Here is a 24,299-nt window from a genome sequence, read left to right on the forward strand (position 1 = left end):
TTATTCGTTTTATAGTTAATTTTTAAACTTATTTTTGGCAAAACTATTGTTTTTACGAATTTTCATAATACTTTTGAAACATAAAATCTTAATAGTTACAATTTACCATATATAGTACATTTTTAATATTCAACTGATTATAGAATAGAAAATGGAAGCAAAACTCACATTAGTAGGAGCAGGTCCCGGAGACGGAGAATTAATCACTCTAAAAGGAGTGAAAGCATTGAAAAATGCGGACGTGGTATTGTATGACGAACTTGCCAATGCAGACTTGCTCTCTTATGCCCCTGAACATGCTTTAAAGATGTACGTGGGTAAAAAAGCGGGGGATGCTTCCTTCACTCAGGACGAGATCAACGGGCTGATCGTACGGCTTGCCCGCAAGCGCGGGAACGTAGTACGACTGAAAGGTGGCGATGCTTTTGTTTTCGGGCGCGGGCATGAGGAAATGGAATATGCCAGAGCACACAACATACAGGTCGAGGTAGTACCTGGCGTTTCCAGCTGCATTGCCGTACCCGAGGCTATGGAAATTCCCGTTACCAGAAGAGGTATCAGTGAAAGTTTCTGGGTAATTACAGCAACCAACCGCCATGGGGCATTGTCAGACGATATCCGGCTGGCAGCCCAGTCCAAAGCAACCGTCGTTATTTTGATGGGATTAAGTAAACTCAGTGAGATCTGTGAACTCTACAAACATTTTGGCCGGGGGTATCTTCCTATGGCTATCATACAGAATGGGACGCGCTCCGACGAGAAAAGTGTGATGGGCCAGGTTTGGGAAATGCCTTATATGGCAGCAGAAAAGAAGATCGGCTCCCCGGCCATTATGGTGGTGGGAGAAGTAGTAGCATTACATCCCGCCTACACCATGGAATACCTGAAGAGTATTCATTACTGAAATTAAATCTTACAGATCCGAAATTCTTACAGCATACTTTAACCAATACCACCCAACCTGCCAGCTGATGGCCTGGTTATCAGCATGTCTTTCGGCTTTTTAGTTAACAGTTTAGGGTAAGGCAGCAAACTGCCAGACACCAGCCAGTTTCATTTTAACATTTATCTGTATGAAAGCAAAAATTTACCTTTTCGCATTCTGCCTTGGTCTTTGCGGGCTAAAGCCCGGCAGATCCCAGGCCCAGCTGAATATTTCAGGGCAGTTAAGAACCCGTACCGAAATCCTTTCCGGGCAGGGCGCACCACTTTCCAAAGGAGAAAATCCTGCCTTCTTCACCTCCCAGAGAACCCGGCTTAACGTGGGTTACAAGGCTTATCGGACACAATTCTACATTTCTGCGCAGGATGTGAGGGTATGGGGCCAGGATGCTTCTACGAACAACCGACTCACCAACACTGCGTTCAATGGCCTCATGCTTCATGAAGCCTGGGGCGAAGTGAGCCTGCTGGATACCAGTCAAACAAAAAATGGGAAGGAATTTGCGCTAAAAATAGGACGACAGGAAATGATCTATGATGACAGTAGGCTATTAGGAAATCTGGACTGGCTTCAGCAGGCCAGAAGGCATGATGCCGTTTTGCTAAAATACAGCAACAACGATTATACAGCGCACATCGGGGCGGCGTATAACCAAAACCGTGAGAGCAGAACCGGGGGTTTATATGACGGTGTCCCAAACGGATATGCCGCCGGAACCAACGGGATCGGGACGATGTACAAATCAATGCAGTTTCTGTATCTGGGCAAGAAATTAAAACAGGGAAATATTTCTTTTCTCCTGTTTAAAGACGATTTTCAAAAATATAGCCTCTCAGAAACAGGAGTCAAAACCTTGCAAAAAGGTACCTGGAACAGGGTCACAGCAGGCCCTTATTTACAAACCAGACTTGGCAAAAGTTGGAATTTAACTGCAAGTGCCTACCTGCAAACCGGAAAGGACAAAGATGGAAAAAGCCTGGATGCCTATATGTATTCCGTTAAAGGACTTTATGATGTCAACCGGTTGCTGACCGTCGGCCCCGGATTTGATTATACCTCAGGTACCACGGCAGGCGCAACGAAAAATCACACTTTTGATCCGCTTTATGGCACTCCACACAAGTTTTGGGGCCAAATGGATTACTTTTATGCAGCCAACGGTTTTGGGAAAGGCGGCCTCTCCGACGTCTATATTACGTCAGTCATAAAAGCCACAGGTAAACTGTCTCTGCAGGCTGATGTCCATCAGTTTTCATCTGCAACCCAGCTTAAAAATACAGAAGGAGAAAAGCGATCTGGCAATTTTGGAAATGAACTGGATGTGATTGCTACCTATCAGCTTACAAAGCTGGTCAGCTTTCAGGCAGGATACTGCAGTTTTTTATCTACCAACAGCCTGGCTCAGGTAAAAGCAATAAAAGACCCCAAAAAGCTATCCAGCTGGGCCTATCTGATGATCAGTATCAAACCGGATTTTCTTAAGTTATAAGTATGCAGTTCACAGTATTCAGTACGCAGTGTGCAGTATGCAGTATGCAGTTCATAGTGTACAGCATGCTGGCTCAGCAACACTTCTAACTATTAACTTTTAACTTTTAACTTTTAACTTTTAACTTTTAACTCTTAACTCTTCTCCCTAATACCTCAGCACCATCATCTCCAAAACAATACTCTAACTATGGAAACGAATAATCAACCACTGGAAAAATTAAATATCTTCAGTTTCAAGGGTGTTCAGATGCGCACCTTCCATCTTACCTGGATGGCTTTCTTTTTATGTTTTTTTGGTTGGTTCGGTTTAGCCCCGCTCATGACAATCGTTAAAACGGACCTTGGACTCACCAAAAGCCAGATCGGCAACATCATCATTGCATCTGTGGCCGCCACGGTTATAGCAAGGATCGTGATCGGCAAACTCTGTGACAGCTGGGGACCCAGAAAAACCTACGCTGCGCTGATGGGTATTTGCTCCATTCCGGTAATGACGGTGGGGCTTGTTCACTCCTATGAAGGCTTTTTACTGTTCCGCCTAGCCATCGGAGTGATTGGCGCTTCGTTTGTAATTACCCAGTACCATACCTCGGTGATGTTCGATAAGAAAATCGTTGGCACCGCCAATGCCGTAGCCGGCGGCTGGGGAAACCTAGGAGGAGGAATCACTAATATGGTTATGCCCCTGATCTTCGCTGGCTTCATCGGTGCAGGTTATCTGCCGGAAACGGCCTGGCGGCTTGCCATGATCGTACCTGGAGTGATGTTGCTGCTTTTCGCATTCCTGTATTACCGGTATACCAAAGACACCCCTTCCGGCAATTTCGACGAACTACCTGTCGCTCATTCAAGATCCTTAAAAACCAAAGGCTCTCTGGCGATAGCCGCCAAAGATCCCCGTACCTGGGCCTTGTTCCTGGCCTACGGTGCCTGTTTCGGTATTGAAATCACGTTTGACAATATTGCCGCATTATACTTCTTCGAAAATTTCGATACCTCTCTGGCCGTAGCCGGTATCCTGGCCGGAACATTTGGTTTCATGAATCTATTTGCCCGGGCTGTGGGTGGAATTGTAGCCGACAAGGTAGGACGGAAATTCGGAATGATGGGAAAAGGGCGCTTGCTTGCATTGCTGCTTGCATTGGAAGGAATTGGTATCGCCATTTTTGCCCAGAGCGGTAGTATCACGGCGGCAGTCATTTCCATGCTGGCCTTTGCCATGTTCCTAAAAATGGCCAATGGCGCCACCTACGCAATTGTCCCTTTCGTAAACCGGAAAGCGATTGGATCGGTCAGCGGAATTGTGGGTGCCGGAGGCAATGTTGGTGCGGTACTTGCCGGATTTCTCTTCAAATCCAGCTCCATTTCTTACTCTCAGGCTTTTGTTTACATAGGAGCGGCCATTGCCTGTATCGCTGCAATTGTTGCCTTGGTCAACTTCGACAAGGAAGAAAAAATGATACCCGAAACCAGTGCGTTCGGCACCGCCGAAGCCTGATTCGTCACAACCTGTTAAAGCATCTCAGTTAAAAGCTTTGTTAAGAAAATCCTATGAAAACAGCCAGTTCAACATTTAAATCGACCTGCTGCTACTGCGGCGTGGGCTGCGGCGTAGTGGTTCATCAGGAAAAAAACGGGCAACTGACACTGGAAGGCGACAAGGAACACCCTTCTAACAAAGGTATGCTTTGTTCCAAGGGCATGAACCTGCACTATACCGTGATGGACCAGTCGGACAGGCTGTTATATCCTCAGATGCGCCTGAACCGGTCCATGCCTATGCAGCGGGTGAGCTGGGATACTGCGCTGGAACGTACCGCAGCGGTATTTAAGACGCTGATCCAAAAGTTTGGCCCGGATTCCGTTGCATTTTATGTATCCGGCCAATGTCTTACCGAGGAATATTATCTTGTTAACAAGCTGATCAAAGGTTTTATAGGCTCCAACAATATCGATACCAACTCGCGCTTGTGCATGAGCTCGGCGGTGGTTGGCTACAAACTTTCATTGGGGGAAGACAGTGTACCGGTGTGTTATGATGACATAGAAGAGGCTGATGTATTTTATGTGACCGGAGCCAATCCTGCCTGGTGCCACCCCATTTTGTGGCGCAGGATTGAAGCGCACAAGGCGGCAAACCCCGGAGTAAAAATCGTTTGTGTGGACCCGCGCCGGACGGATACTGCAAAATCATCGGACCTGCACCTGCAGATTCACCCCGGTACGGATATTGTGCTGAACAATGCGATTGGACGCCTTCTGATCGAAAACGAAGCTATTGATGCGCATTTTATCACAGAACATACCGAGGGCTATGAAGCTTTCCGGGAAAAGGTATTTGAACGAACGGTTGAAGAAGCAGCTGAAATTTGCGGCGTGGATGTGAATGACCTCCGGTTAGCTGCCTGCTGGATTGGCAATTCAAAAGGTTTCCTCTCGCTGTGGACCATGGGGCTGAACCAGTCGGTCATTGGCGTCAATAAAAACCTGTCTCTGATCAACCTGCATCTGATCACTGGTAGAATAGGTACCCCAGGTAACGGTCCCTTCTCGCTCACGGGCCAGCCCAATGCGATGGGTGGCCGTGAAACCGGCGGATTGGCCAACATACTGCCCGCCCACCGGGACGTTACCAATGCCGCCCACCGTCTGGAGATGGAAACCCACTGGAATAGTCCTGTCAAAATTGCAGATAAACCGGGGTTCACAGCCACTGAAATGTTTGAGGCGCTGGCAGATGAAAAACTCAAGGCCATCTGGATCATCAATACAAACCCGCTGGTGAGTATGCCCGACGTTACCCAATCAGAAAAGGCGCTGAAAAATGCCCGTTTCGTTGTGGTTCAGGATATATCCCATAAGGCTGATACAGTGGCATTTGCAGATGTCATTCTCCCGGCTGCGGCCTGGCTTGAAAAAGAAGGCACCATGACGAACGCAGAACGACGGATCACTTACCTTCCCAAAGTACTGGAGGCACCAGGAGAAGCACTACCCGATGCGGAAATCATCTGGCGGTTTGCCGGAAAAATGGGGTTTGGTGATGCTTTCCATTATCAAAATACATCCGAAGTTTACGACGAATATGTTAAAACCACCGCCGGAACGACCCTTGATGTGACGGGGGTAAATTACGAATTACTCCAAACCAGAAGGAGTATACAGTGGCCGTTCCGAGCAGGACAGCTGGGGAACTCCCCAAGCCACGGTATCCGCCAGGCCATGGCTGAGATCAACTCTGAGGATTTCAATACCTTGGTGGAAAGCAACGATGTATCCGGTACGAAACGGTTATTCACTGATCATCAGTTTTACACCCCCAGCAAACGCGCCCGACTTTTTGCCGTTCCTGATGAAAACAGGTCTGAGCCAACCGATGACGATTTTCCGCTTATACTCACAACCGGCAGAATCCGTGATCAATGGCATACCATGACCAAAACCGGAAAGGTTGCCAAACTGAACCAGCATTCACCTCAGGCTTTTTTACAAATTCACCCTTCGGACGCAGCACAGCGGAATATATCAGAAGGGCAACTGGTTTTGGTAAAAGGCAGGCGTGGCGAAGTGCGGGTGAAAGCACAGATAACGGAGGATGTCAGACAGGGCTTGTGTTTTCTTCCCATGCACTGGGGCAAAATACTGGGCAGCAATCTTAACAGGGCCAACAACCTCACCAGTTCCCTGACCGACCCTCGGTCCAAAGAACCTGACTTTAAGTTTTCTGCCGTTCAGGTTATGGTTTATAAAAAACCGGTTGAAAAAATCATCCTCATAGGAGCCGGATCCGCCGGACTGGGTTTCATCAATACTTACCGCTCACTTAATCAGGAGGATGAAATACATGTTTTTTCAAAAGAAATTCATCCTTTTTACAATCGGGTACTACTCCCCGACTATATCAGCGGCGCGCAATCCTGGGAACAGCTGGTGAAACTCCGGGAAGAGCAGTTTCAGGAAAACAATATTACCGTTCATAAGGGTGTCGGTATTGTTCATATTGACCGGAAAAACAAAACCGTAATCGACAGCAATGGAGAAGAACACAACTATCACAAACTGATCCTCGGGATGGGCAGCAGAGCTTTTGTGCCCAAAGGGGTACCCGCACTGCCGGGTATATTTAACATGCGAAGCAGACTGGATGCTGATTCGCTTGCACCATTTTTAAAACAGCCCAACCCGCATGCCGTCATTGTCGGAGGTGGAATTCTGGGGCTGGAACTCGCTGCGGCTTTCCGGATCATGCAAGTAAAAGTGTCGGTCATACAAAGAAGCGGGCGTCTGATGGAACGCCAGCTTGATCCCCTGGCCAGCGAATTACTCTATCGGGAACTCACCGACCGTAACGTAGAAATATTCTTTAACGACGAAGTTTCAACTTTCTCAGGTATTAACAGTGTAAATGGCATCCGTTTGAAATCAGGGCGAAAAATAGCCTGCCAGGTGGTGGTAATGACCATAGGGACAGTACCGGCCATTGAACTAGCCTCGGCGGCAGGGATCGTAACCAAAAGGGGCGTACTGACCAACGACTACATGCAAACTTCTGACACTGATATATTTTCAGCAGGGGAAATAGCAGAGTGGCGTGGACAAATGTGGGGCATTACGCTGGCAGCGGAGCAACAGGCGGAAGTAGCCGCCCGATTTATTGCAGGGGATATATCACTACCCTACAAGGGAAGTACTTCCATGAATATCCTTAAAATGGAAGGTTTTCACCTGTGCAGTATCGGAATGACGGAAGTTCCGAACGATGACTCTTCGTTTGAAGAGATTATTTTTATAGATAAATCAAAAAAATACTATAAAAAATGCATCGTCCACCACGACAAGCTCGTAGGCTGCATTTTGATAGGGGATAAAATTGAATTTTCTGAGTTCCGGAACCTGATCACCAACGGAACGGAGCTCTCCGAAAAACGTTTGCAATTGCTCAGGTCCAATCAGCAAACCGAACCTTTGCAGGGAAAACTTGTCTGCTCGTGTAACCATGTGGGGCAGGGTAACCTGGAAAATGCGATCGAAAGCGGCTGTACTGATTTCCAGCAATTGTGCCTGAAAACTGGAGCCGGAACGGGTTGTGGCTCGTGCCGTCCGGAAGTGAGATCCATCCTGGAAAAAATGGCTCATCATACGCTTGCTGTTCAACCCTGACCTGCATCCCAATGTACCACCCGACCCTGAAAACACCATGCGCGATTACTACCATATCAAAATAAACCTGCCTGGCGGTATTGTTTCTCCGGGATACCTGAAAAACATCCTTTCCGTGGCATCCAGGGCAGAGGTCAGGAAAGTGCGTTTTGGATCACGCCAGCAGTTATTGCTCACCGTGCATTACGAACAAATACGGTTTCTTGAAAAGGCATTGCAACAGTTGGAAATACCCTACGAGGTGAATACTGAACGGTACCCCAATATCATCAGCTCTTATTGCGGCGAAGATGTTTTCCGAACCGGGCAGTGGCTCAGTGCAAATGAATACCATAGCGTGCTGGATACTTTTGAACATGCGCCCCAGCTCAAAGTGAACCTGTCTGATTCCAATCAGAGCTTTACCCCATTTTTTACGGGTAACCTCAATTTCATATCCTCTCCTGAGCCACATTTCTGGTATCTCTACATCCGGCCCAAAAAGGGCAATACCCTATACAAATGGCCGGATCTTATCTATACCAATGAAATTGGCAGGCTATCTCGCCTGCTGGAGGAGAACATGCTTTCTCCTCATGGCGAGAAAGAAGAAGTTTTATACGATACGATCAAAAAAAATACGAACTATACATCGCTGCCACTGGCTCAGGAGCTGGAACTTCCCTCCTTCTCTCTCCCTTATTATGAAGGATTTAACCGCTATGAATCACGGACCTGGCTGGGACTTTACCGGCGCGACGAGCAATTTACGATTGAATTTCTGCTCGATATCTGCAATTTATGCATGAAAACCCGGATTGGGGAAATCTGCTCCACTCCATGGAAATCGCTGATTATTAAAGGAATTGAAGACAAATACCGGGCAGAATGGAGTTATGTACTGGGCAAAAACAATATCAATGTACGGCATGCTGCCAATGAACTTGCCTGGCAAACCGAGGATCATACCGATGAGGGAACGCTTCTGAAAAAAGAGCTCGTGCGGTATATCGACAAAAATGACACCCGTACCTTCGGACTGTGTTTTGGAATTCAGACCCGTCCTAAATCGGAGGTTTTCGGGTCAGTACTCATACGGAAAAGGCCGCTGATCAGTTTCGCACAGCTCCCATTGTTCAGTGTGTATGACCTTTACTATACTGAAAATTTTAATCCCAACAGCCGGAAACACGTGCTGTTTGAGAAGGGACTATTTAAAATACATCTTCCCGGACAGCTGGAACGCCTGTGCAGAAGATACAGTAACAGGCGAAATTCCGAAACAAACGTCCTGTCTACAGTCAGTATTCCAGAGCCCCCGTCCGCTGCGGGACCGGAGCCCGCCGGGATATACCAATGTCCGAATTGTTTCACCGTTTTTGATCCCGAATATGGTGATGAACTCCGGAACATCATACCCGGAACAGCTTTTGATGACCTGCCCGAAACCTATACCTGCCCGACGTGCGATACGGTGAAACGGGAGATGACTGAGGTGGCCGAAAGCCACACTACTTATTTCTAAGACCACATTTATTTATGAAAACAGCTCCTGTTTTACCGGTTTTTTTTGCTTTTGAAACTGATTTTGTCACAACCCTGAGATGTGTTCCCATGGTTGTCCGTTATAAACTCGACAGCTGCGGAGTAAAGCTCAAACTGCATGAATGGGCAAAATTCAGCCTGAGTGATAAAGAAAAAATGGCCTACCTGCCCTGTTCTACTGTAAAGGAAACAAACCAGTACCGCCATTTTGTGATCCATCTGGTATGGCAACATTTTGGATATGAAGCCGGTAGTCTACCCTCCGTGAACGATTCCTGGAATGATATGGATCAGATACCGAATGAAGTACAGCAAAAGGCGGCAGAATGGGAATGCCCCGTCATTTCATTGAGAACCTGGACCGGACTGGAAATGCTTCAGCGATTTGCCCTGGTAAAACTCAGTCGTTCCGGGCACGAAGGCAGAAATTTCCCGGTTGCTTTAAGGGAGTTCGGGATTTATTGAAAGATATTTTTTTATAAAACGCCGATCTTTCAATAAAAATCAAATTTCTGACATTCAGCAGCTTATCAGAAATATTATCCTTTCCCCGAAAATTACTTACCCGAGACATTTGTAAGGCATTTGTTAATTTGTACTTTTGCACCCGTGCATACGAAACCCGCGTACGCAACGACCCATGGCCAGGTGGTGGAATTGGTAGACACGCTACTTTGAGGGGGTAGTGCCCGTTCGGGTATAGGAGTTCGACTCTCCTTCTGGTCACAGCAAAAAAGTGCGTTTAGAGACTCTAAACGCACTTTTTTATGTCTGAGAATTCCAGCGGGACAATTGCGGGACAAATTTTCGCTGCAAAAAATGGCATTTTTTTGAGCAAAAAGACTTATCCATACAAGCCCGCAACTTTAAAAAACACAAAAAATAATAAGTGGTACATAGCTTATTATATCTATTCGGAGAAGAAAAATAAGCTGGTTAGGAGAAAACGTTTTGTGATTGGCTCTACGGTTCAGCAAAAAAAGGAGTTTGCGAAACAGGAAATACAAATAATTAATGAGCTTTTGAGAAACGGTGGACATATCGACCCTATAAAAGAGTTTCGTAAGCAAGCTGAAGTACCTTGGGTTATAGCACTTTACTTCAACATTTTACACGACTCGATTAACCCTACCGAAAATTTGCAACTACAGTAACAGACTGTCCTTTCTCTACATTTATTTCTTCAAAATTCAATTGAAGGCGGTTTTTGTCTTTAACCGTAGTGAAGGGGACCTCCTTACCAGCAACTTTGAAAACGATCTGGTCAGTATCTCCCGGCACTTCCACGGTCAACGTCTTAAGCCGCAGGTTTCCGTAGGCAAGCGAGAGCGTGTTGACTTGTTTCCCGGCGGTAATTTTTTGCTCTATATTTCCCCATCCTTCTGCTGTGGTGAAGAAGCTTTTGAAATTGTCTTTCTTGATTTTAGGAGCAAAAGACAGGCTTCCGGCCGGGCCATCGTAGCGCAAATCCTGCAACGACAGTAGTACACCCCACGATGCCATAGCCCTGGCATAATGATCTCCACATTCTATCTCATTCCATGGGTTGTGCTTCGCTCCGTCGTATCGGTCATGTACCGCCCTTACCAGAGAAAGTCCTTCCTCCACCATGTCTTCATAGATCATATTACTCGCCACCTGATATTCTATGCCCGTCCATACTTCATCACGGTAGCGAACACCATCGTCGCCCATGTGTTTACTCTTGGGCCAGGTGGCAATGAGCAGGCCGGCTTCCCCGGCGTCTGCATACACTCTTTCGGGTTTGTGAACGCTGTTCTGCACTTGCACATCCGGCGCCCAATTATACTTCCATACTGATGAAAGCGCTTTCTTTACTTTATCTTCCGGGTAAATGTAACCGAGATTATTAAGGTGTGCCCAGGTCTGCCCGAAGAGCTGATCGCTCAGGCAGCCATCCGCATACTGAAATTTCGGATGCTTGGCCAGATCGACATCCTGCACAAAGTAATCTCCGTTCCATAACCGGTTTACGCTATTAGTGCTTCCCTTGGCAAAAATCTCCTGGCAACGTTTTGCAAATGAATCATCTTTCATCAGCGTGGCCATCTCTTCGGCGGCCCGCAAAGCTGCCAGGTATAAACCTCCAACATAGGTGTTGGCACCGTAAAAAGCAATGTCGTACGTATTGGCCTGTTCTTTCTCGATGAGTCCATCCCCGTTTCCATCCTCATTGATGATAAATTCCGTTGCCTTTTTTATCCGTCCCCAGTTTCTTGAAAGAAACAGATTATCCTTCGAACCAAGGTGTTCGCGATAGGCTTTCAGGATCGCACCCGCGTGCCCGTCGATGAGAATCCCCCCCCAGCCGTTTCGTGCCTGAATACCGCCATCGCTCTGAAAAGAAGTGCTGAAATCGGTCTTTTCCCGGATATTTCTCTCCAGTTCCGGAAATAACCTGGAAAGCGCATGCTCGTAATTCCATACGTGTGTACAGGTTCCGACACAGGAACCTACACCTTCCCAAGCCCAGAATTTATCGTTTGCCCACCATTGGCAGGTTTCCGTCGCTAGCGTAGACACCGGCATCATCAGCCGCTGAATGAGCCAATAGGGCAACGAATTATTATTATAATAGGCGTTGTGAAAATCAAGTGTCTCCTGTGTTAACCGGAGCCTGTTTTTATTCAGCCACTGGGCTACATCCAGCGAGTGGCCGAACCAGTTGGCGTACATATTTCCGATGGCAGGACCACTCGTGGGTATCGGCTTGGTCCAGTTGCCGCCTTCACCGTACTGCATCGGACGACCGGGGAAATACCAGGTCAGCAGGAAAGTCACTTCTTTGGTCTCACCAGCAGCAAGGTCGAACGATGTACCCACCGCGCCGGTCAGGTTTTCGCCGAGAGGTTTAAGGGCTGTGATCGTTGTAAAAGATGGATTTGAAATGGTAAAATCAGTACTGGCTTTTCCTTTGCCGTCAAGTACAGTTAATGACACATTACCAAAATACGGATGACTGGCAGGGAAGAATTTTTCGTCGGCGGGAAGGTTACTGAATACAAAATCATCCAGACTGATATGTCCCCAGTCGCCCGGCTCGTTGTCGGTCACTACGAGATACGCTTTTTGTCCCCTGAACTGTTTTACGTCCCAGCTCACCGGCTTAAGCTCATCGGTGTTATCTCCGGTTACCGTTTTTACAACCTTATCATTTACAATCAGATTCATAAAGGTTCTGTCGGCATAATTTCCACCGGCAACTGTAAAATTGATATAGTCATCCGGAATGATAAAAACCGGAGAAATTAATTTGCCGGTAGCGGTATCACCCAGACTGGTCAGTTTCGAATTCACCAGAAAGCTGCCCCGATGCCCGAGTACATTGTCAGCTTCCGCCACACCACTGCTGACAGGTTTTTCTCCAAAAGCCTTCCCTTCTGTTTTCCAATTGCCGTAGGCGCCCGATTCAAAATCCTGAAATACCTGTTTTCTCCTGGTAACCACCTCGTTACTTTTGGTTTCGGTTAAATCCATTGTCACAGAGGTCATATCATTGGTTTTAACAACCCGGTTTCGCGAGGCTGCATTTGCAGCAGATTCCTTAAGATCAAGACAAACCATATTCTGCAGCCAGCCCGTGAGGTCTACCGAAACCTTGTTTCCCGAAGTATTTTTGACCGAATAGCTCAGAATAGTACCGGGAGTAGCCGACTCTCTGGCATTCAGGGGAATAAAAGGCGAGAATATCTTCGCATCGATTTTTACAGGTAAAGCGGCCGATCTGGAGGCATAATTGATCTTTGCAATCGGATATTCCCCGATAAAAGAAATGTCATCGAAATCTTTCTTATTCAGCTGTCTGGTGACCGTTTTGTTTCCCTGTCTGATCGTAACTGCAAATCCCTGATCAATGTAGCTTTGTGGCTCGAAGGTCTGATAGCACACTTTCCATGGCCCCTGCGGAGTATTAAAATTGATAAGATTGTCTATACCATACCCCGTATTATAGGCATTGTTGGCTATCCACCAGTTGGCGAGGGTACCATCTCCCCTCACATAAAGTTGCCCGGCGGCAATTCCACCACAAGGCATTCCAATAGTTTTCAGCGCTTCCCCCTTGTAAGGTTTTCTTTCATTTGACCACAATTTCTCCTTCCATGCGGGTGATAATTGCTTATTACTGGGCACTTTATGCGTTGGATGCAAAACTTGCGCGAAAGCAGGAACAAATAAGGTTAGGATCAAAAAAATAACGAGGAGTTTCATAAAAGGTTTAGGTATGGTGTATTTGAGGCCTAAAATAAATCTAAAAAATTACATTTTCATCTGTTGGTTCAGCACCTTCAATGATAGCCTGCGTTTTCACAAGGTCAAATAATTATCTCCATGATAACTTTTCGATTATTTGGGTAGATCCACCGACCAGCCAGGAAAATGTATACTCTGATTTTAAGGACAATCATGCCGCTTCCTGCTTTAGGCTCTTACCGACAGCCTTCCCAAAGGTTTCAATCCATCGCTGTACGTAAATAGGCGAGATAGAATTGCCTATAAACTTTTTCTTATCCGAGTCTGAACCTAACAGCACATAATCTTCGGAAAATCCCTGGATCTTTAACAGTTCATTCGAATATAACATCCGCATTAAAATGTCACCGATACCATAATGGGCCAATTCTTGGCTAGAACAAAATATTTAACTATCTGATTATAATAACTTTATGCAATCATTTTCAGAATTCGACTCTCCTTCTGGTCACATCAAAAAGTGCGTTTGGAGACTCTAAACGCACTTTTTTGATGCCTGCATAGTAGTACCTGTTTGGCTAGTCCTCTCTGAATCCTATTTTTCTTTACCAATAGAAAGCAAAACAACAAAGAGAATCAGAGAGTGGCTGACTTTGTATAAGGCAAACGCTAACCTAACTTCCGTTTACTTAAACAACCTCTGTCTTTCAATGAAACAACTGATCTTTCTGTTTATTTTATGGCTTTCCGCTTTATTGGTAAAGGCAAACAAAATTGAAATTAACATAACCCAAACCTACCTCAATTTTCCGATCGGAAAGGATGCGTCACGAAAACTGATGCAGATTTCCCTTCCGGATGGGACAATCAGCAGGGAGTTTGGCATTCAGCTGGCGGAGGACAAAGTAGAGTATTGGAGTTATCTGGATGTATCCGAATATAAAGGCAAAAGAATCACCCTGAGCTGCAAAGGATCTGACGAGCAATTGGCAAGAATTTATCAGTCGGAGAAAATCAGGGGAGCTGATACCCTCTATAAAGAAAAATTAAGGCCATTATTTCATTACACCGTCAAGCGGGGATGGCTCAATGATGTGAACGGCCCGATCTTTCTGAACGGTACCTATCACCTATTTTATCAGAATTATCAGTATGGAACCGATTGGCACACTGGCTTCATGTACTGGGGCCATGCAGTGAGCAAAGATATGCTGCACTGGGAAGAGCAGCCTCACGCACTTGAGCTGGACAGCCTGGGATCCCCATGGTCCGGATGCACGGTTATTGACAAAGAAAATACTGCCGGTTTTGGGAAAGGAGCACTACTGCTGTTCTACACAGCTTACAACTATCTCGCTTCTGAACAAAAACAGTGTCTGGCCTACAGTACCGACGGAGGGAAGACATTCAGCCGTTATTCCAATAACCCTATCATTGACAACCGGCTTGAACTTGGCACCAACGATGTCCGGGATCCCAAGGTTTTTTGGCACGAGCCCACAAAAAAATGGGTGATGGCACTTTTCGAAAATGATGGGATAGGTTTTTACCTGTCTTCCAATCTGCTCAGCTGGGAACGGGTAAGCAAGTTTAAGGGCCTGCATGAATGCCCGGATCTATTTGAACTTCCCGTACAAGGGCACAAGGATGTAAAAAAATGGGTTTTACACGGTGCTTCCGCTGACTATTTTATTGGCCATTTCAATGGGAGAGAATTTATCTCCGAAACACCAAAGCTAAGGTATGCCCACGGTAAAACCGGCTCGGAGGATATTCTGTATGCCGGCCAGACGTTTGCCAATATGCCGGATCGGCGAACCGTTCAAATTGCCTGGGGCCGTGGTATCAGCCACGCAGGTATGCCGTTTTCCCAGGCCATGCTCATCCCCACGGAATTTACGCTGAAAGATACACCTGACGGTATAAGACTCTTTGCCAAGCCCATCAGGGAAATTGCTGATCTGCATAAAGAAACCTCTTCATGGGCCAATCTTCCGTCTGAACAGATCAATGCCGAACTTCGCAAAAACAAACTTACCTCGCTGCATCTGGTAATCGATTTCAGCTTGAAAAAAGCAGGAGCCTTTCGCATAAGGTATAACGGAGAGTTGCTCTGTGAGCTCACAAATGAACAATTATCAGGCAAAAACAATCGTCTTTATGTTTTTGTGGACAAGGAAATTGCAGAGATTTTTGTCAATGATGGAGAACAATACCTGATCAGGCACCTGGCTAACCCGGCTAATGACCATGGGCTTGAAATGGACAACTACGGTGCTGTGCTCGACAAAGTTACCTTACACGAAATGTCAACAGTCTGGCCTTGAATTCTTCCCTCTCATAAGGCTTGCCAAGCAGCACATATCTCTCAAAAACACAGTCCCCTGAAACCTCGGGGGCTGTGTAAGCAATCATATGTATAAATTTCAGACCTGAACCATTAAAATGTTAAAAGCCTGAACATCAACAGTACGATACCAACTTGTAAATGGGCTACCCATGTATCCTTCGGTTATATATAAACACAACAACCCCGGACCTCCGCAAGGAAGATTGCCAGCCGTTGAAAAGCAATCATAAGCTCTCCACTTTCAATTTTGTCTCTGAGCACTTACATTTGATATCTTATACCAATTAAGCCGTCCACGCTTTTATGATCTATTATTTCAAATCAAAGTATGGCCTGTTCAGCATCAGGCCTCAGCCGGGAGCAGACAGGGTCCAATTATTCTTAAATGAAGAGATTCTGGGTTCCTACGTCAACGCTGCCAGTGCAGCAGAAGATGTGTACATTCAGGAAACAGGCTACTTTGAATGGGATTATCAGACAGACGTTGGGCGCCCTATTACACTCGCAGATTGGCATAAAAGATGACAGTGGCTTTTATACATAAAAAAGCTCCTTGTCCAGCAGATCGGTAATAACCTTAAAATCAGCAGAATTTAAGGCAAAATCAATATTATTGACATCAATTTCGAGAATTTTCCCATGTTCGTAGTTGCTGGAAAAATCGTCATAATACCGGTTAAGGTTTTCCAGATAATCGGTTGAAATATCCGCTTCGAAATTCCGGCCCCGTTTCTGTATCTGTGAAACCAGCTTAGGAATACCGGCCTTCAGATAGATCAGCAAATCGGGATGGGAAACGGTATTAATGATTGATTCAAAAAGGAGCAGATAGGTTTTATAGTCCCTCTCCGTCATTATCCCCGACTCATATAAGTTACGTGCAAAAATAAAGGCATCCTCATAAATGGTCCGGTCCTGAATGATGGTGGCGTAGGTAGCAGAACGGATCTTCTGAACCTGGGCAAAACGGTTGTTCAGGAAAAACACCTGCAGATTAAATGCCCATCTCTCCATATCTCCATAAAAATCAGCGAGATATGGATTTCCTTCAACGGCCTCATACATCACATCCCATTTGTAATGCTGCCCGAGCATTTGGGTCAGTGTTGTTTTACCCGCCCCGATATTGCCAATGATTGCGATGTGCATAAATGATGAGTTAACAGTTTGCTGGCAAAATTAGACAAAACAGCAAATATCCGTCACCTGATGGAAGTCAGTTTTTTTGATTTCCATTAACATGCCTGTATTCGTATATTTGCACTGAATTTTACAAAATGTTGTTGAACAACAGAGATCAGAAATCCAAGTAATAATTGACATTGAAAGTAATGAAACCATTTCGGGTTATTTTATATTATTGTTATTCCCCTGTTTCAGATACCGAAACTTACCGCGACCAACATCATTTATTCTGTGTTGAACACAATCTTTTGGGGCGAATCATCATTGCTCCGGAAGGAATAAACGGGACAGTATCGGGTACGCCTGAGGACTGTGAAGCGTACATGAACTACATTCATTCTGATGAGAGGTTCAAAAAAACGCAGTTTAAAATAGAAGAGCACGATAAGATAGCTTTCCAGAAATTGCATGTGAGGGTGAAAGACGAAATCGTGAACTCGGACCTGCCGGTGGATCCTTTGGTGAAAACGGGAAAACACCTGGAGCCCTCGGAGTTCCGGAAACTCATCAATGACCCGGACGTGGTACTGGTGGATATGCGGTCGGATTATGAGCATGAAGTAGGCAAATTTAAGGGCGCCATCACTTTTGACATGCACAATCTGCGCGAGCTGCCTGATCATGTGCAGGAAATAGCGCATCTGAAGGACAAAAAAATTGTGACTTACTGCACCGGTGGTATTAAATGTGAAAAAGCCAGTGCTTATCTGCTGGATCAGGGGTTTAAAGATGTGTATCAGTTACACGGAGGGATTATCCGCTATGGGCTGGAAGAAGGAGGTGAGAATTTTGATGGCAAATGTTATGTTTTTGATAACCGGATTACCGTGGATGTGAACCACGTAAACCCCACTGTTATTTCCAAATGTTATATCTGCGGCACCCCTTCCGACAGGATGATCAACTGTGCCAATGCGGAATGTAATACCCACGTACCCGTTTGTGAAAATTGCGGCTGGGAAATGGAAGGCGCCTGCTCCGACGAATGTAAGGCACATCCCGGGAAAAGGGTATATGACGGAACGGGTTATTACGTCAGCCAGAGTAACCATTATCATCCGCTGCAGGGGCTCAAAAGTCAGCAAAAAAACATTAAAAAAATGAAGCTGGCAATGCGCGAGCAAGCTGGTTAAGCAGCGGGCAGGGCAAGGTGGGTTTGGCATGCGTCAGCACAGCTCTTTTTCCAGGACATAATCATTCATCCAGTATGGGCCAATGGGGATATCTTCTTCACGGATAACCTTATAGCCCATTTTTTCATAAAAACTCCTGGCTTTATTGTACCTGTTAACGTTCAGTACCAGTTTTTGCCCCCCCGTTGATCTTACGTAAGTTTCTGCTTCATCCAGCAGATGCCTGCCCGCTCCCGATCCCTGGGCAGAAGGAAGAACATAGATCTTGTGCAGTTTAAACACAAGGTCGCCCTCGTCCTTAACAGCAGCAAAGCCCAATGGCTCTCCAGAGCTGGTCAGAATGAAAAACCGTTGTCCTTCGTCCATCTGCTGTTCGAGCGCCTGCGTAGAATAAATTTTATCAAACATATAACTGATCTGTTCGGGGTTAAGAATTTCACCATAAGTAGGTTGCCAGGTTCTTTCCTGAATGGAGATGATGAGCGGAATATCCAAAGAGGTCGCATGTTTTATTGCGAATGAAGTCATTATCCTTATTTTTGATTTATGTTTGTTGCGCAAATAAGTATTAATATCTAAAAAACCATAAATTCTCTCAGACCCTTTTGAGGCAGGACAAGATCCTGAACTGACAGAATAAACCATTTATGAAGCCCCTTATTTTAGTAACCAACGACGACGGTATCACATCAAAAGGTATTCGAACACTGGTAGAAATTATGCAAACCATTGGAAATGTGGTAGTTGTTGCACCAAACAGCCCACAGTCCGGAATGGGACATGCCATAACCATTGGTGAACCGTTGCGATTGTATGCCACCCATATCTTTGATGGAATTGATGAATATGAATGCTCCGGCACACCTGCAGATTGTGTTAAACTGGCCAAACATTATGTACTCAAAGACCGTAAACCGGATCTTGTCGTAAGCGGAATCAACCACGGAAGTAACAGTTCCATCAGTGTGTTGTATTCGGGCACGATGTCGGCCGCCATTGAGGCAGCCATTGAAGGGATACCCGCCATCGGGTTTTCGCTTTGCGATTATACCGAAGATGCAGATTTTGAACACGCTGTGGAGCCTATTGCAAAAATTACCAGAGCAGCTATTGAACACGGAATACCGAAGGGAATAGCCTTAAACGTGAATATACCGGCCAAAACAACAGAACCGCTGAAAGGTATTCTCAGCTGCCGGCAGGCCAAGGCGAAATGGCTGGAAAAATTTGATTACCGTACCGATCCGAACGGCCGTGGTTATTTTTGGATGGCAGGCGACTTTATCAATTTTGATACCGAAAAAGAAGATACTGATGTATGGGCGCTGGAGAATAATTACATATCCGTAGTACCCTGCCAATATGACCTGACCGAATACGAAGCCTTAGATAAGCTGAAAACCTGGAATTTATAATTCACGTTAAGAAAAATTTGTAAATGGCTCTAGTAGGAAGTTTACTGAAGAAAGGAATCCTGTTCAGCAACATTGTTACCAGCAGGAAGAAGAAAAACTTAGGCATCCAACAAAAAAAGACGTTATCCAAACTGCTGGCACGAGCCCGCTATACGGAGTTCGGCGAAAAGTACAATTTCGATGAAATCCTCTCTACCATTCTTTTCGGAACGGAAGATGCTTATTATCAATTATATAAGAAATCCGTCCCCGTTTATGACTACAACAAGATTTTCAACGAATGGTGGCACAAATCCCTTGACGGCGAAAAGGATATCTGCTGGCCGGGAAGGATCAAATACTACGCGCTGAGCTCCGGTACTTCCGAAGCGGCTTCCAAGTACATTCCGGTAACCAAGGCCATGTCAAGGGCTATTCAGAAAACGAGTATCAGGCAGATACTGTCCCTGGGACATTACAAGGACCTGCCCGACGATCTTTACGAAAAAGGATTCCTGATGCTTGGAGGAAGTACTAATCTGAACAATCAGGATAAACATTTCGAGGGCGACCTGAGTGGTATTACCGCCAAACAAATCCCTTACTGGTTCCGCCCCTATTATAAACCTGGCGAGAAAATTGCTGCTCAAAAAGACTGGGGCCTGAAACTGGAAGAAATCACCCTTCAGGCGCATGAGTGGGACATCGGCTTCATTGTAGGTGTACCCGCCTGGATACAGCTCCTGATGGAGAAGATCATCGCACATTACAAGGTCAATACGATCCACGATATATGGCCCAATCTTCAGGTTTTTGCGCATGGTGGGGTATCTTTCGAACCCTACAGGAAAGGTTTTGAAAAACTCCTGGCCAAGCCGTTGATCTATATCAACACGTACCTGGCATCCGAAGGATTTATAGCTTATCAGACACGCCCAGGAGCGAAGGGTATGGAACTGGTGTGCGACAATGGTATTTTCTTTGAATTTATTCCTTTTAACGAGCATAATTTTGATTCGGAAGGTTCCCTTACCGCCAACCCCGAAACGTTAATGATTAATGAGGTAGAAGAAGACAAGGAATATGCCCTGCTGCTTTCGACCTGCTCCGGTGCCTGGAGGTACCTGATTGGAGATACCGTTAAGTTTGTTGACAAAGCCAAGGGTGAAATAATCATTACCGGAAGGACCAAACATTATCTGAGCCTTTGCGGGGAGCATTTATCAGTAGACAATATGAACAGGGCCATTGATTTGGTTTCGGATGAGATGGGCCTTACCGTAAAGGAATTTACGGTTTGCGGGGTTGAACACGGCACCATGTTTGCGCACCACTGGTACATTGGTATTGAGGAAAATGAAACTGCCGATACAGAAAAACTCAGAACATTGCTTGACCAGAAACTTTCCGAGCTGAACGACGACTACGCAGTTGAAAGGCGCCACGCCCTGAAAGATATCATAGTGACGGTACTTCCCAATAAAGCATTCTATGGCTGGATGGAATCCAAAGGAAAAATGGGTGGGCAACACAAATTCCCCCGTGTTTTCAAAAATTTCCTGATACAGGACTGGAAGGATTACCTGGCCAAAAACAGTTACCAGAGCTAGCTAACTAAGAGAAAAACGGGGAGGATCGCCTTGGCAATGCTCCCCGTTTTTCTCTTTGCTCTTTACTTTATAAAATTGCTGTAAGTGATCTGGGCCGCTATCAGAATAAAAACCAGCCCTGTAATTTTATTGAACAGTGTTAGAATTCTCGGTGTAAACAATCTCTTCAATCTGTGCGCGAAAATGGCCATCGCGCATTCTACCACAAAAACCATTACCACGCTGGCTCCGAAAAAGAGGAGTACCTGGTTGAGATTGTAGTGCAAGGTGGTGCGGATGTAAGAAGCAATGGTAACCCAGCTGATAAAATTGACCGGATTGAGACCATTGAGCAAAAAACCAGTTGAGAAATAAAATATAAAATCTCCCAATTTTGTTTTGGGGTAACCAATCACTGGCTGCCCACGGATGATATTGCTAAGCCCCATGGCCACCAGAAAAACCGCACCAATACCTGCCATCCACTTCTGAAAATCGGGGATATCCGGCAAAAAAGAGGTCCCAAAAATGGCAAAGAAAACAAAAACGATATCACAAATAAAAACGCCGAACGCAATCTTGACCCCCGCCTGGTACCCATTGTCGACGCTGTTTTGAACAAGCGAAAAGAAAACAGTACCAAACGTAAGGCAAAGTGCGATACCTGTAAGCAGGCCATATAAGAGGGATTCAATCATATTATATTCCCCTCAGCCTGGCTAGTTTTAAAATCGCGCAAACAGATAAAGAATCTGTAATTTCCGAGCGCATCACCATATCCACCGCTTCGAAAAGGGGGACCTTTCTCACCTGCAGCTGTTCTGTTTCTTCCGGCTCGGCCTCGTCCTGCACAAGCTCTTCGGCTACAAACATAAAACCTTCTTCGTTGGTGGCGGAGTTGGAAGTATGGATGCGCCCCAGCTCCGACCACCTGTTGGCAATCAACCCGGTTTCTTCTTTTAATTCGCGCTTCGCTGCATCCAAAGGCTCCCCGTCCATGGCACCGCCTCCCTCCGGGATTTCCCACGAATATTCATTGATTGCATACCTGAACTGTCCTACCAGATAAATATTCCCCTGTTCATCTATCGGAATGACTGCGATTGCCAGGTTTTTAAATTTAACCAAACCATATATCCCGTTGTTACCCGAAGGGTTAATCACCTCCCGGTGACTGAGTTCCAGCCACGGATTCTCGTAAACCGTTTTTTCTGACAGTGTTTTCCAGTTATTTTCTGTGGACATAACCCATATTTTATTAGTAAATTTGGTACCGATATCGTACAGGAAATGCAAATAAACCAAAATAAGCGCAAACAACGTCTCATACTGCTGTCTTTTATAGCCAGCATTGTGCTTACAGGTTTAAAGTTTTTTGCCTATTATCTGACCTCCTCAAACGCCATTCTGAGCGACGCCCTCGAATCCATTATCAACGTAATTGCCAGTGGTTTTGCTTTTTACAGTATCTATCTGTCTTCCCAGCCAAAAGATCAAAACCATCCGTACGGACATGGCAAGATCGAATTTTTTTCGGCTGGTTTTGAAGGCGCACTCATCGTAATCGCATCGCTGTTCATCAGCATCGAGGCCGTCAAGCGGCTTCTGGATCCCAAGCCGATAGAAAATCTTGAACAAGGGGCGTTATTCATTATTTTCACCATCTTTGTCAATCTGGCAATTGGCTACCGGCTGTTGTCTGAAGGAAAAAAGAGCAATTCACTGGCGCTGGCTGCCGACGGACGTCACTTAATATCCGACAGTATCAGCAGTGTGATTCTCATCCTGAGTGTGGTGCTTATCCTCCTTACCGGCCTGGTCTGGATCGACAGTGTGGCATCCCTGTTTTTTGGCATTTTTCTGGCTTACAGCGGAAGCAGGCTGGTATCCCAATCTGTGGCGGGTCTGATGGATGCCACCGATCCGATTTTACTGCAAAAGGTGGTAGAAACTTTAAATAACCATAAAAAGAAGCATTGGATTGATATCCATAACCTGAGGGTGCAGCAGTACGGTTCGGACTTGCATATAGACTGCCACCTGACGCTGCCTTACTATTGGGAACTCTCAAACGTGCATGAGGCTATTCACTCCTTTGAAAATATTCTGAAAGCCAGCCACAGCGGGGAAACCGAGATATTTGTTCATGCGGACCCCTGCTTACCTGAATGTTGTTCTTTTTGCAGAATAGAAAACTGTATGGTACGGCAGCAGGTATTTCAGAAAGACATCGACTGGGACGTTGAAAAGCTCTCTAAAAATGAGAAATTGTACAACGAAGAGCTGGCACATTTAAAGCAATAACATACCTCAATTACACAGTCAAATTTAATCCTGATTAAAATGAATTTTACAAGACGCGATTTCCTAAAACAGGCTGCCGCCGCAGCGTTGACCGCCTCAGCCTTGCCGGATCTGTTCGCAGCTCCGGCTCCTCAAAAATTGTGGTTCGATATCTCCCTTGCGGAATGGTCGTTACATAAGGAGCTTAATGCCAAGAAAATCACCAATCTTGATTTCCCCGTCTTAGCCAAAAAGGAGTTCGGGATCAGTATTGTGGAATATGTCAATCAGTTTTTCAAAGATAAAGCAGAGGATAAAACATATCTCAACGAACTGCTGATGCGCACCAAAGATAATGATGTAAAAAACCACCTGATCATGATTGACGGAGAAGGTGGCCTGGGAGAACTGGACGCCACCACGAGAAACAAAGCTGTCGAAAATCATTACCGATGGGTGGAATGTGCCAAATATCTGGGCTGCAAAACAATCCGTGTGAATGCCTACGGAAAAGGAAGCGACGAGGAGATAGCGAAAGCGGCTGTGGAAGGCTTAAGTAAACTGGGCGAATTTGCGTCGAAAACCGGGATCAATATCATCGTGGAAAATCACGGAGGGTCATCTTCCAACGGCAAATGGCTTGCAGGCGTGATGAAACAGGTTAATATGAAAAATGTAGGTACCCTGCCCGACTTTGGCAATTTCTGTATTGTCCGTAAAAAGGATGGCTGTGCAGAGTCCTATGACCGCTACCTGGGAACCAGCGAACTGATGCCGTTTGCGAAAGGAGTAAGCGCCAAAACTTACGACTTTGATGAAAAAGGGAACTGTATCGAAACAGATTATACCAAAATTCTGAAAATTGTGAAAGACAGCGGCTTCAGAGGTATTGCTGGTATTGAATACGAGGGAAGCAACCTTTCGGAACGTGAAGGTATCAAGGCTACAAAAGCGTTGCTCGAACGCGTGGGACCTACCATAAAATAATGCAAAGGGGATACAGTAAACTTTTGTTAAGTTGACTGTATCCCCCTG

General features: G+C 45.7%; 20 protein-coding genes and 1 tRNA gene. 15 read left to right on the top strand and 6 right to left on the bottom strand.

Annotated elements, in window-relative coordinates:
* Window positions 1-151: 151 nt before the first annotated feature.
* The 8 genes from cobA (at window position 152) to KOE27_RS26545 (ending at window position 10,272) form a co-directional block, all read left to right on the top strand.
* Window positions 152-904 carry a uroporphyrinogen-III C-methyltransferase gene (gene cobA / locus KOE27_RS26510; RefSeq protein WP_215241885.1) on the top strand — a complete coding sequence of 251 codons (753 nt, stop codon included), beginning with the start codon at window positions 152-154 and terminating at the stop codon, window positions 902-904.
* A 169-nt stretch (window positions 905-1,073) separates the two neighbouring features.
* The gene (locus KOE27_RS26515) at window positions 1,074-2,432 is read left to right on the top strand and encodes an alginate export family protein (protein ID WP_215241886.1); all 1,359 of its coding nucleotides are present in this window, start codon (window positions 1,074-1,076) and stop codon (window positions 2,430-2,432) included.
* A gap of 189 nt (window positions 2,433-2,621) precedes the next feature.
* A complete protein-coding gene (locus KOE27_RS26520; protein ID WP_215241887.1) occupies window positions 2,622-3,932 on the top strand; it encodes a NarK family nitrate/nitrite MFS transporter in 1,311 nt (436 codons plus the stop codon).
* 53 nt (window positions 3,933-3,985) lie between these two features.
* The gene (locus KOE27_RS26525; RefSeq protein WP_215241888.1) at window positions 3,986-7,594 is read left to right on the top strand and encodes a nitrate reductase; all 3,609 of its coding nucleotides are present in this window, start codon (window positions 3,986-3,988) and stop codon (window positions 7,592-7,594) included.
* 37 nt (window positions 7,595-7,631) lie between these two features.
* A complete protein-coding gene (locus tag KOE27_RS26530; protein ID WP_215242433.1) occupies window positions 7,632-9,098 on the top strand; it encodes a rubredoxin domain-containing protein in 1,467 nt (488 codons plus the stop codon).
* 14 nt (window positions 9,099-9,112) lie between these two features.
* A complete protein-coding gene (locus KOE27_RS26535; protein ID WP_215241889.1) occupies window positions 9,113-9,583 on the top strand; it encodes a nitrate reductase associated protein in 471 nt (156 codons plus the stop codon).
* Between the two features lie 177 nt (window positions 9,584-9,760).
* Window positions 9,761-9,844: transfer RNA gene (locus KOE27_RS26540), tRNA-Leu, on the top strand.
* Between the two features lie 41 nt (window positions 9,845-9,885).
* A complete protein-coding gene (locus KOE27_RS26545) occupies window positions 9,886-10,272 on the top strand; it encodes a hypothetical protein (protein ID WP_215241890.1) in 387 nt (128 codons plus the stop codon).
* Here KOE27_RS26545 and KOE27_RS26550 read toward each other — a convergent pair.
* Both KOE27_RS26550 and KOE27_RS30075 read right to left on the bottom strand, forming a co-directional pair.
* Entirely contained in the window at window positions 10,247-13,348 is a 3,102-nt protein-coding gene (locus KOE27_RS26550; protein WP_215241891.1) for a GH116 family glycosyl hydrolase, read from the bottom strand. The genes KOE27_RS26545 and KOE27_RS26550 overlap by 26 nt on opposite strands.
* Window positions 13,349-13,541: 193 nt before the next feature.
* Window positions 13,542-13,727, bottom strand: coding sequence for a DNA cytosine methyltransferase (locus tag KOE27_RS30075; RefSeq protein ID WP_406566874.1), 186 nt, complete (start codon window positions 13,725-13,727; stop codon window positions 13,542-13,544).
* Window positions 13,728-14,040: 313 nt separating this feature from the next.
* Between KOE27_RS30075 and KOE27_RS26560 the strand changes: the two genes are divergently transcribed.
* Window positions 14,041-15,657 carry a glycoside hydrolase family 32 protein gene (locus KOE27_RS26560; protein WP_215241893.1) on the top strand — a complete coding sequence of 539 codons (1,617 nt, stop codon included), beginning with the start codon at window positions 14,041-14,043 and terminating at the stop codon, window positions 15,655-15,657.
* Between the two features lie 326 nt (window positions 15,658-15,983).
* On the top strand, window positions 15,984-16,205 hold the full coding sequence (locus KOE27_RS26565; RefSeq protein WP_215241894.1) for a hypothetical protein: 222 nt from the start codon (window positions 15,984-15,986) through the stop codon (window positions 16,203-16,205).
* A gap of 9 nt (window positions 16,206-16,214) precedes the next feature.
* Here the strand turns inward: KOE27_RS26565 and KOE27_RS26570 are convergent, their stop codons facing one another.
* Window positions 16,215-16,829: a deoxynucleoside kinase gene (locus tag KOE27_RS26570; RefSeq protein WP_215241895.1), complete on the bottom strand. Its 615-nt coding sequence runs from the start codon at window positions 16,827-16,829 to the stop codon at window positions 16,215-16,217.
* 182 nt (window positions 16,830-17,011) lie between these two features.
* Between KOE27_RS26570 and trhO the strand changes: the two genes are divergently transcribed.
* Window positions 17,012-17,998 (top strand): oxygen-dependent tRNA uridine(34) hydroxylase TrhO, encoded by a 987-nt coding sequence (gene trhO, locus KOE27_RS26575; RefSeq protein WP_215241896.1) that lies wholly within the window; start codon window positions 17,012-17,014, stop codon window positions 17,996-17,998.
* 33 nt (window positions 17,999-18,031) lie between these two features.
* Here trhO and KOE27_RS26580 read toward each other — a convergent pair whose 3' ends face one another.
* Window positions 18,032-18,526 carry a GNAT family N-acetyltransferase gene (locus tag KOE27_RS26580; protein WP_215241897.1) on the bottom strand — a complete coding sequence of 165 codons (495 nt, stop codon included), beginning with the start codon at window positions 18,524-18,526 and terminating at the stop codon, window positions 18,032-18,034.
* 119 nt (window positions 18,527-18,645) lie between these two features.
* On the opposite strand from KOE27_RS26580, the gene surE reads away from it, so the two are divergent.
* Window positions 18,646-19,413: a 5'/3'-nucleotidase SurE gene (gene surE / locus KOE27_RS26585; protein ID WP_215241898.1), complete on the top strand. Its 768-nt coding sequence runs from the start codon at window positions 18,646-18,648 to the stop codon at window positions 19,411-19,413.
* 23 nt (window positions 19,414-19,436) lie between these two features.
* Window positions 19,437-21,002, top strand: a complete 1,566-nt coding sequence (locus KOE27_RS26590) for a GH3 family domain-containing protein (RefSeq protein WP_215241899.1) — start codon at window positions 19,437-19,439, stop codon at window positions 21,000-21,002.
* Between the two features lie 62 nt (window positions 21,003-21,064).
* On the opposite strand, the gene KOE27_RS26595 is transcribed toward KOE27_RS26590, so the two are convergent.
* Window positions 21,065-21,679: a LysE family translocator gene (locus tag KOE27_RS26595; protein WP_215241900.1), complete on the bottom strand. Its 615-nt coding sequence runs from the start codon at window positions 21,677-21,679 to the stop codon at window positions 21,065-21,067.
* Window position 21,680: 1 nt separating this feature from the next.
* Window positions 21,681-22,226: an NUDIX domain-containing protein gene (locus KOE27_RS26600; RefSeq protein WP_215241901.1), complete on the bottom strand. Its 546-nt coding sequence runs from the start codon at window positions 22,224-22,226 to the stop codon at window positions 21,681-21,683.
* A gap of 45 nt (window positions 22,227-22,271) precedes the next feature.
* Between KOE27_RS26600 and KOE27_RS26605 the strand changes: the two genes are divergently transcribed.
* Together KOE27_RS26605 and KOE27_RS26610 are read left to right on the top strand one after the other, a co-directional pair.
* A complete protein-coding gene (locus tag KOE27_RS26605; protein ID WP_215241902.1) occupies window positions 22,272-23,285 on the top strand; it encodes a cation diffusion facilitator family transporter in 1,014 nt (337 codons plus the stop codon).
* 39 nt (window positions 23,286-23,324) lie between these two features.
* Window positions 23,325-24,251, top strand: coding sequence for a sugar phosphate isomerase/epimerase family protein (locus KOE27_RS26610; protein WP_215241903.1), 927 nt, complete (start codon window positions 23,325-23,327; stop codon window positions 24,249-24,251).
* The last annotated feature ends 48 nt before the right edge of the window (window positions 24,252-24,299 follow it).

It is taken from the genome of Dyadobacter sp. CECT 9275, assembly GCF_907164905.1.
In the GTDB taxonomy this organism is placed as follows: domain Bacteria; phylum Bacteroidota; class Bacteroidia; order Cytophagales; family Spirosomataceae; genus Dyadobacter; species Dyadobacter helix.

Excerpts from the sequence above, each read along its gene's own strand:
- cobA (WP_215241885.1), top strand. The coding sequence starts at position 152 with ATGGAAGCAAAACTCACATTAGTAGGAGCAGGTCCCGGAGACGGAGAA.
- KOE27_RS26515 (WP_215241886.1), top strand. The coding sequence starts at position 1,074 with ATGAAAGCAAAAATTTACCTTTTCGCATTCTGCCTTGGTCTTTGCGGG.
- KOE27_RS26520 (WP_215241887.1), top strand. The coding sequence starts at position 2,622 with ATGGAAACGAATAATCAACCACTGGAAAAATTAAATATCTTCAGTTTC.
- KOE27_RS26525 (WP_215241888.1), top strand. The coding sequence starts at position 3,986 with ATGAAAACAGCCAGTTCAACATTTAAATCGACCTGCTGCTACTGCGGC.
- KOE27_RS26530 (WP_215242433.1), top strand. The coding sequence starts at position 7,632 with ATGCGCGATTACTACCATATCAAAATAAACCTGCCTGGCGGTATTGTT.
- KOE27_RS26535 (WP_215241889.1), top strand. The coding sequence starts at position 9,113 with ATGAAAACAGCTCCTGTTTTACCGGTTTTTTTTGCTTTTGAAACTGAT.
- KOE27_RS26545 (WP_215241890.1), top strand. The coding sequence starts at position 9,886 with ATGTCTGAGAATTCCAGCGGGACAATTGCGGGACAAATTTTCGCTGCA.
- KOE27_RS26550 (WP_215241891.1), bottom strand. The coding sequence starts at position 13,348 with ATGAAACTCCTCGTTATTTTTTTGATCCTAACCTTATTTGTTCCTGCT.
- KOE27_RS30075 (WP_406566874.1), bottom strand. The coding sequence starts at position 13,727 with ATGCGGATGTTATATTCGAATGAACTGTTAAAGATCCAGGGATTTTCC.
- KOE27_RS26560 (WP_215241893.1), top strand. The coding sequence starts at position 14,041 with ATGAAACAACTGATCTTTCTGTTTATTTTATGGCTTTCCGCTTTATTG.
- KOE27_RS26565 (WP_215241894.1), top strand. The coding sequence starts at position 15,984 with ATGATCTATTATTTCAAATCAAAGTATGGCCTGTTCAGCATCAGGCCT.
- KOE27_RS26570 (WP_215241895.1), bottom strand. The coding sequence starts at position 16,829 with ATGCACATCGCAATCATTGGCAATATCGGGGCGGGTAAAACAACACTG.
- trhO (WP_215241896.1), top strand. The coding sequence starts at position 17,012 with ATGAAACCATTTCGGGTTATTTTATATTATTGTTATTCCCCTGTTTCA.
- KOE27_RS26580 (WP_215241897.1), bottom strand. The coding sequence starts at position 18,526 with ATGACTTCATTCGCAATAAAACATGCGACCTCTTTGGATATTCCGCTC.
- surE (WP_215241898.1), top strand. The coding sequence starts at position 18,646 with ATGAAGCCCCTTATTTTAGTAACCAACGACGACGGTATCACATCAAAA.
- KOE27_RS26590 (WP_215241899.1), top strand. The coding sequence starts at position 19,437 with ATGGCTCTAGTAGGAAGTTTACTGAAGAAAGGAATCCTGTTCAGCAAC.
- KOE27_RS26595 (WP_215241900.1), bottom strand. The coding sequence starts at position 21,679 with ATGATTGAATCCCTCTTATATGGCCTGCTTACAGGTATCGCACTTTGC.
- KOE27_RS26600 (WP_215241901.1), bottom strand. The coding sequence starts at position 22,226 with ATGTCCACAGAAAATAACTGGAAAACACTGTCAGAAAAAACGGTTTAC.
- KOE27_RS26605 (WP_215241902.1), top strand. The coding sequence starts at position 22,272 with ATGCAAATAAACCAAAATAAGCGCAAACAACGTCTCATACTGCTGTCT.
- KOE27_RS26610 (WP_215241903.1), top strand. The coding sequence starts at position 23,325 with ATGAATTTTACAAGACGCGATTTCCTAAAACAGGCTGCCGCCGCAGCG.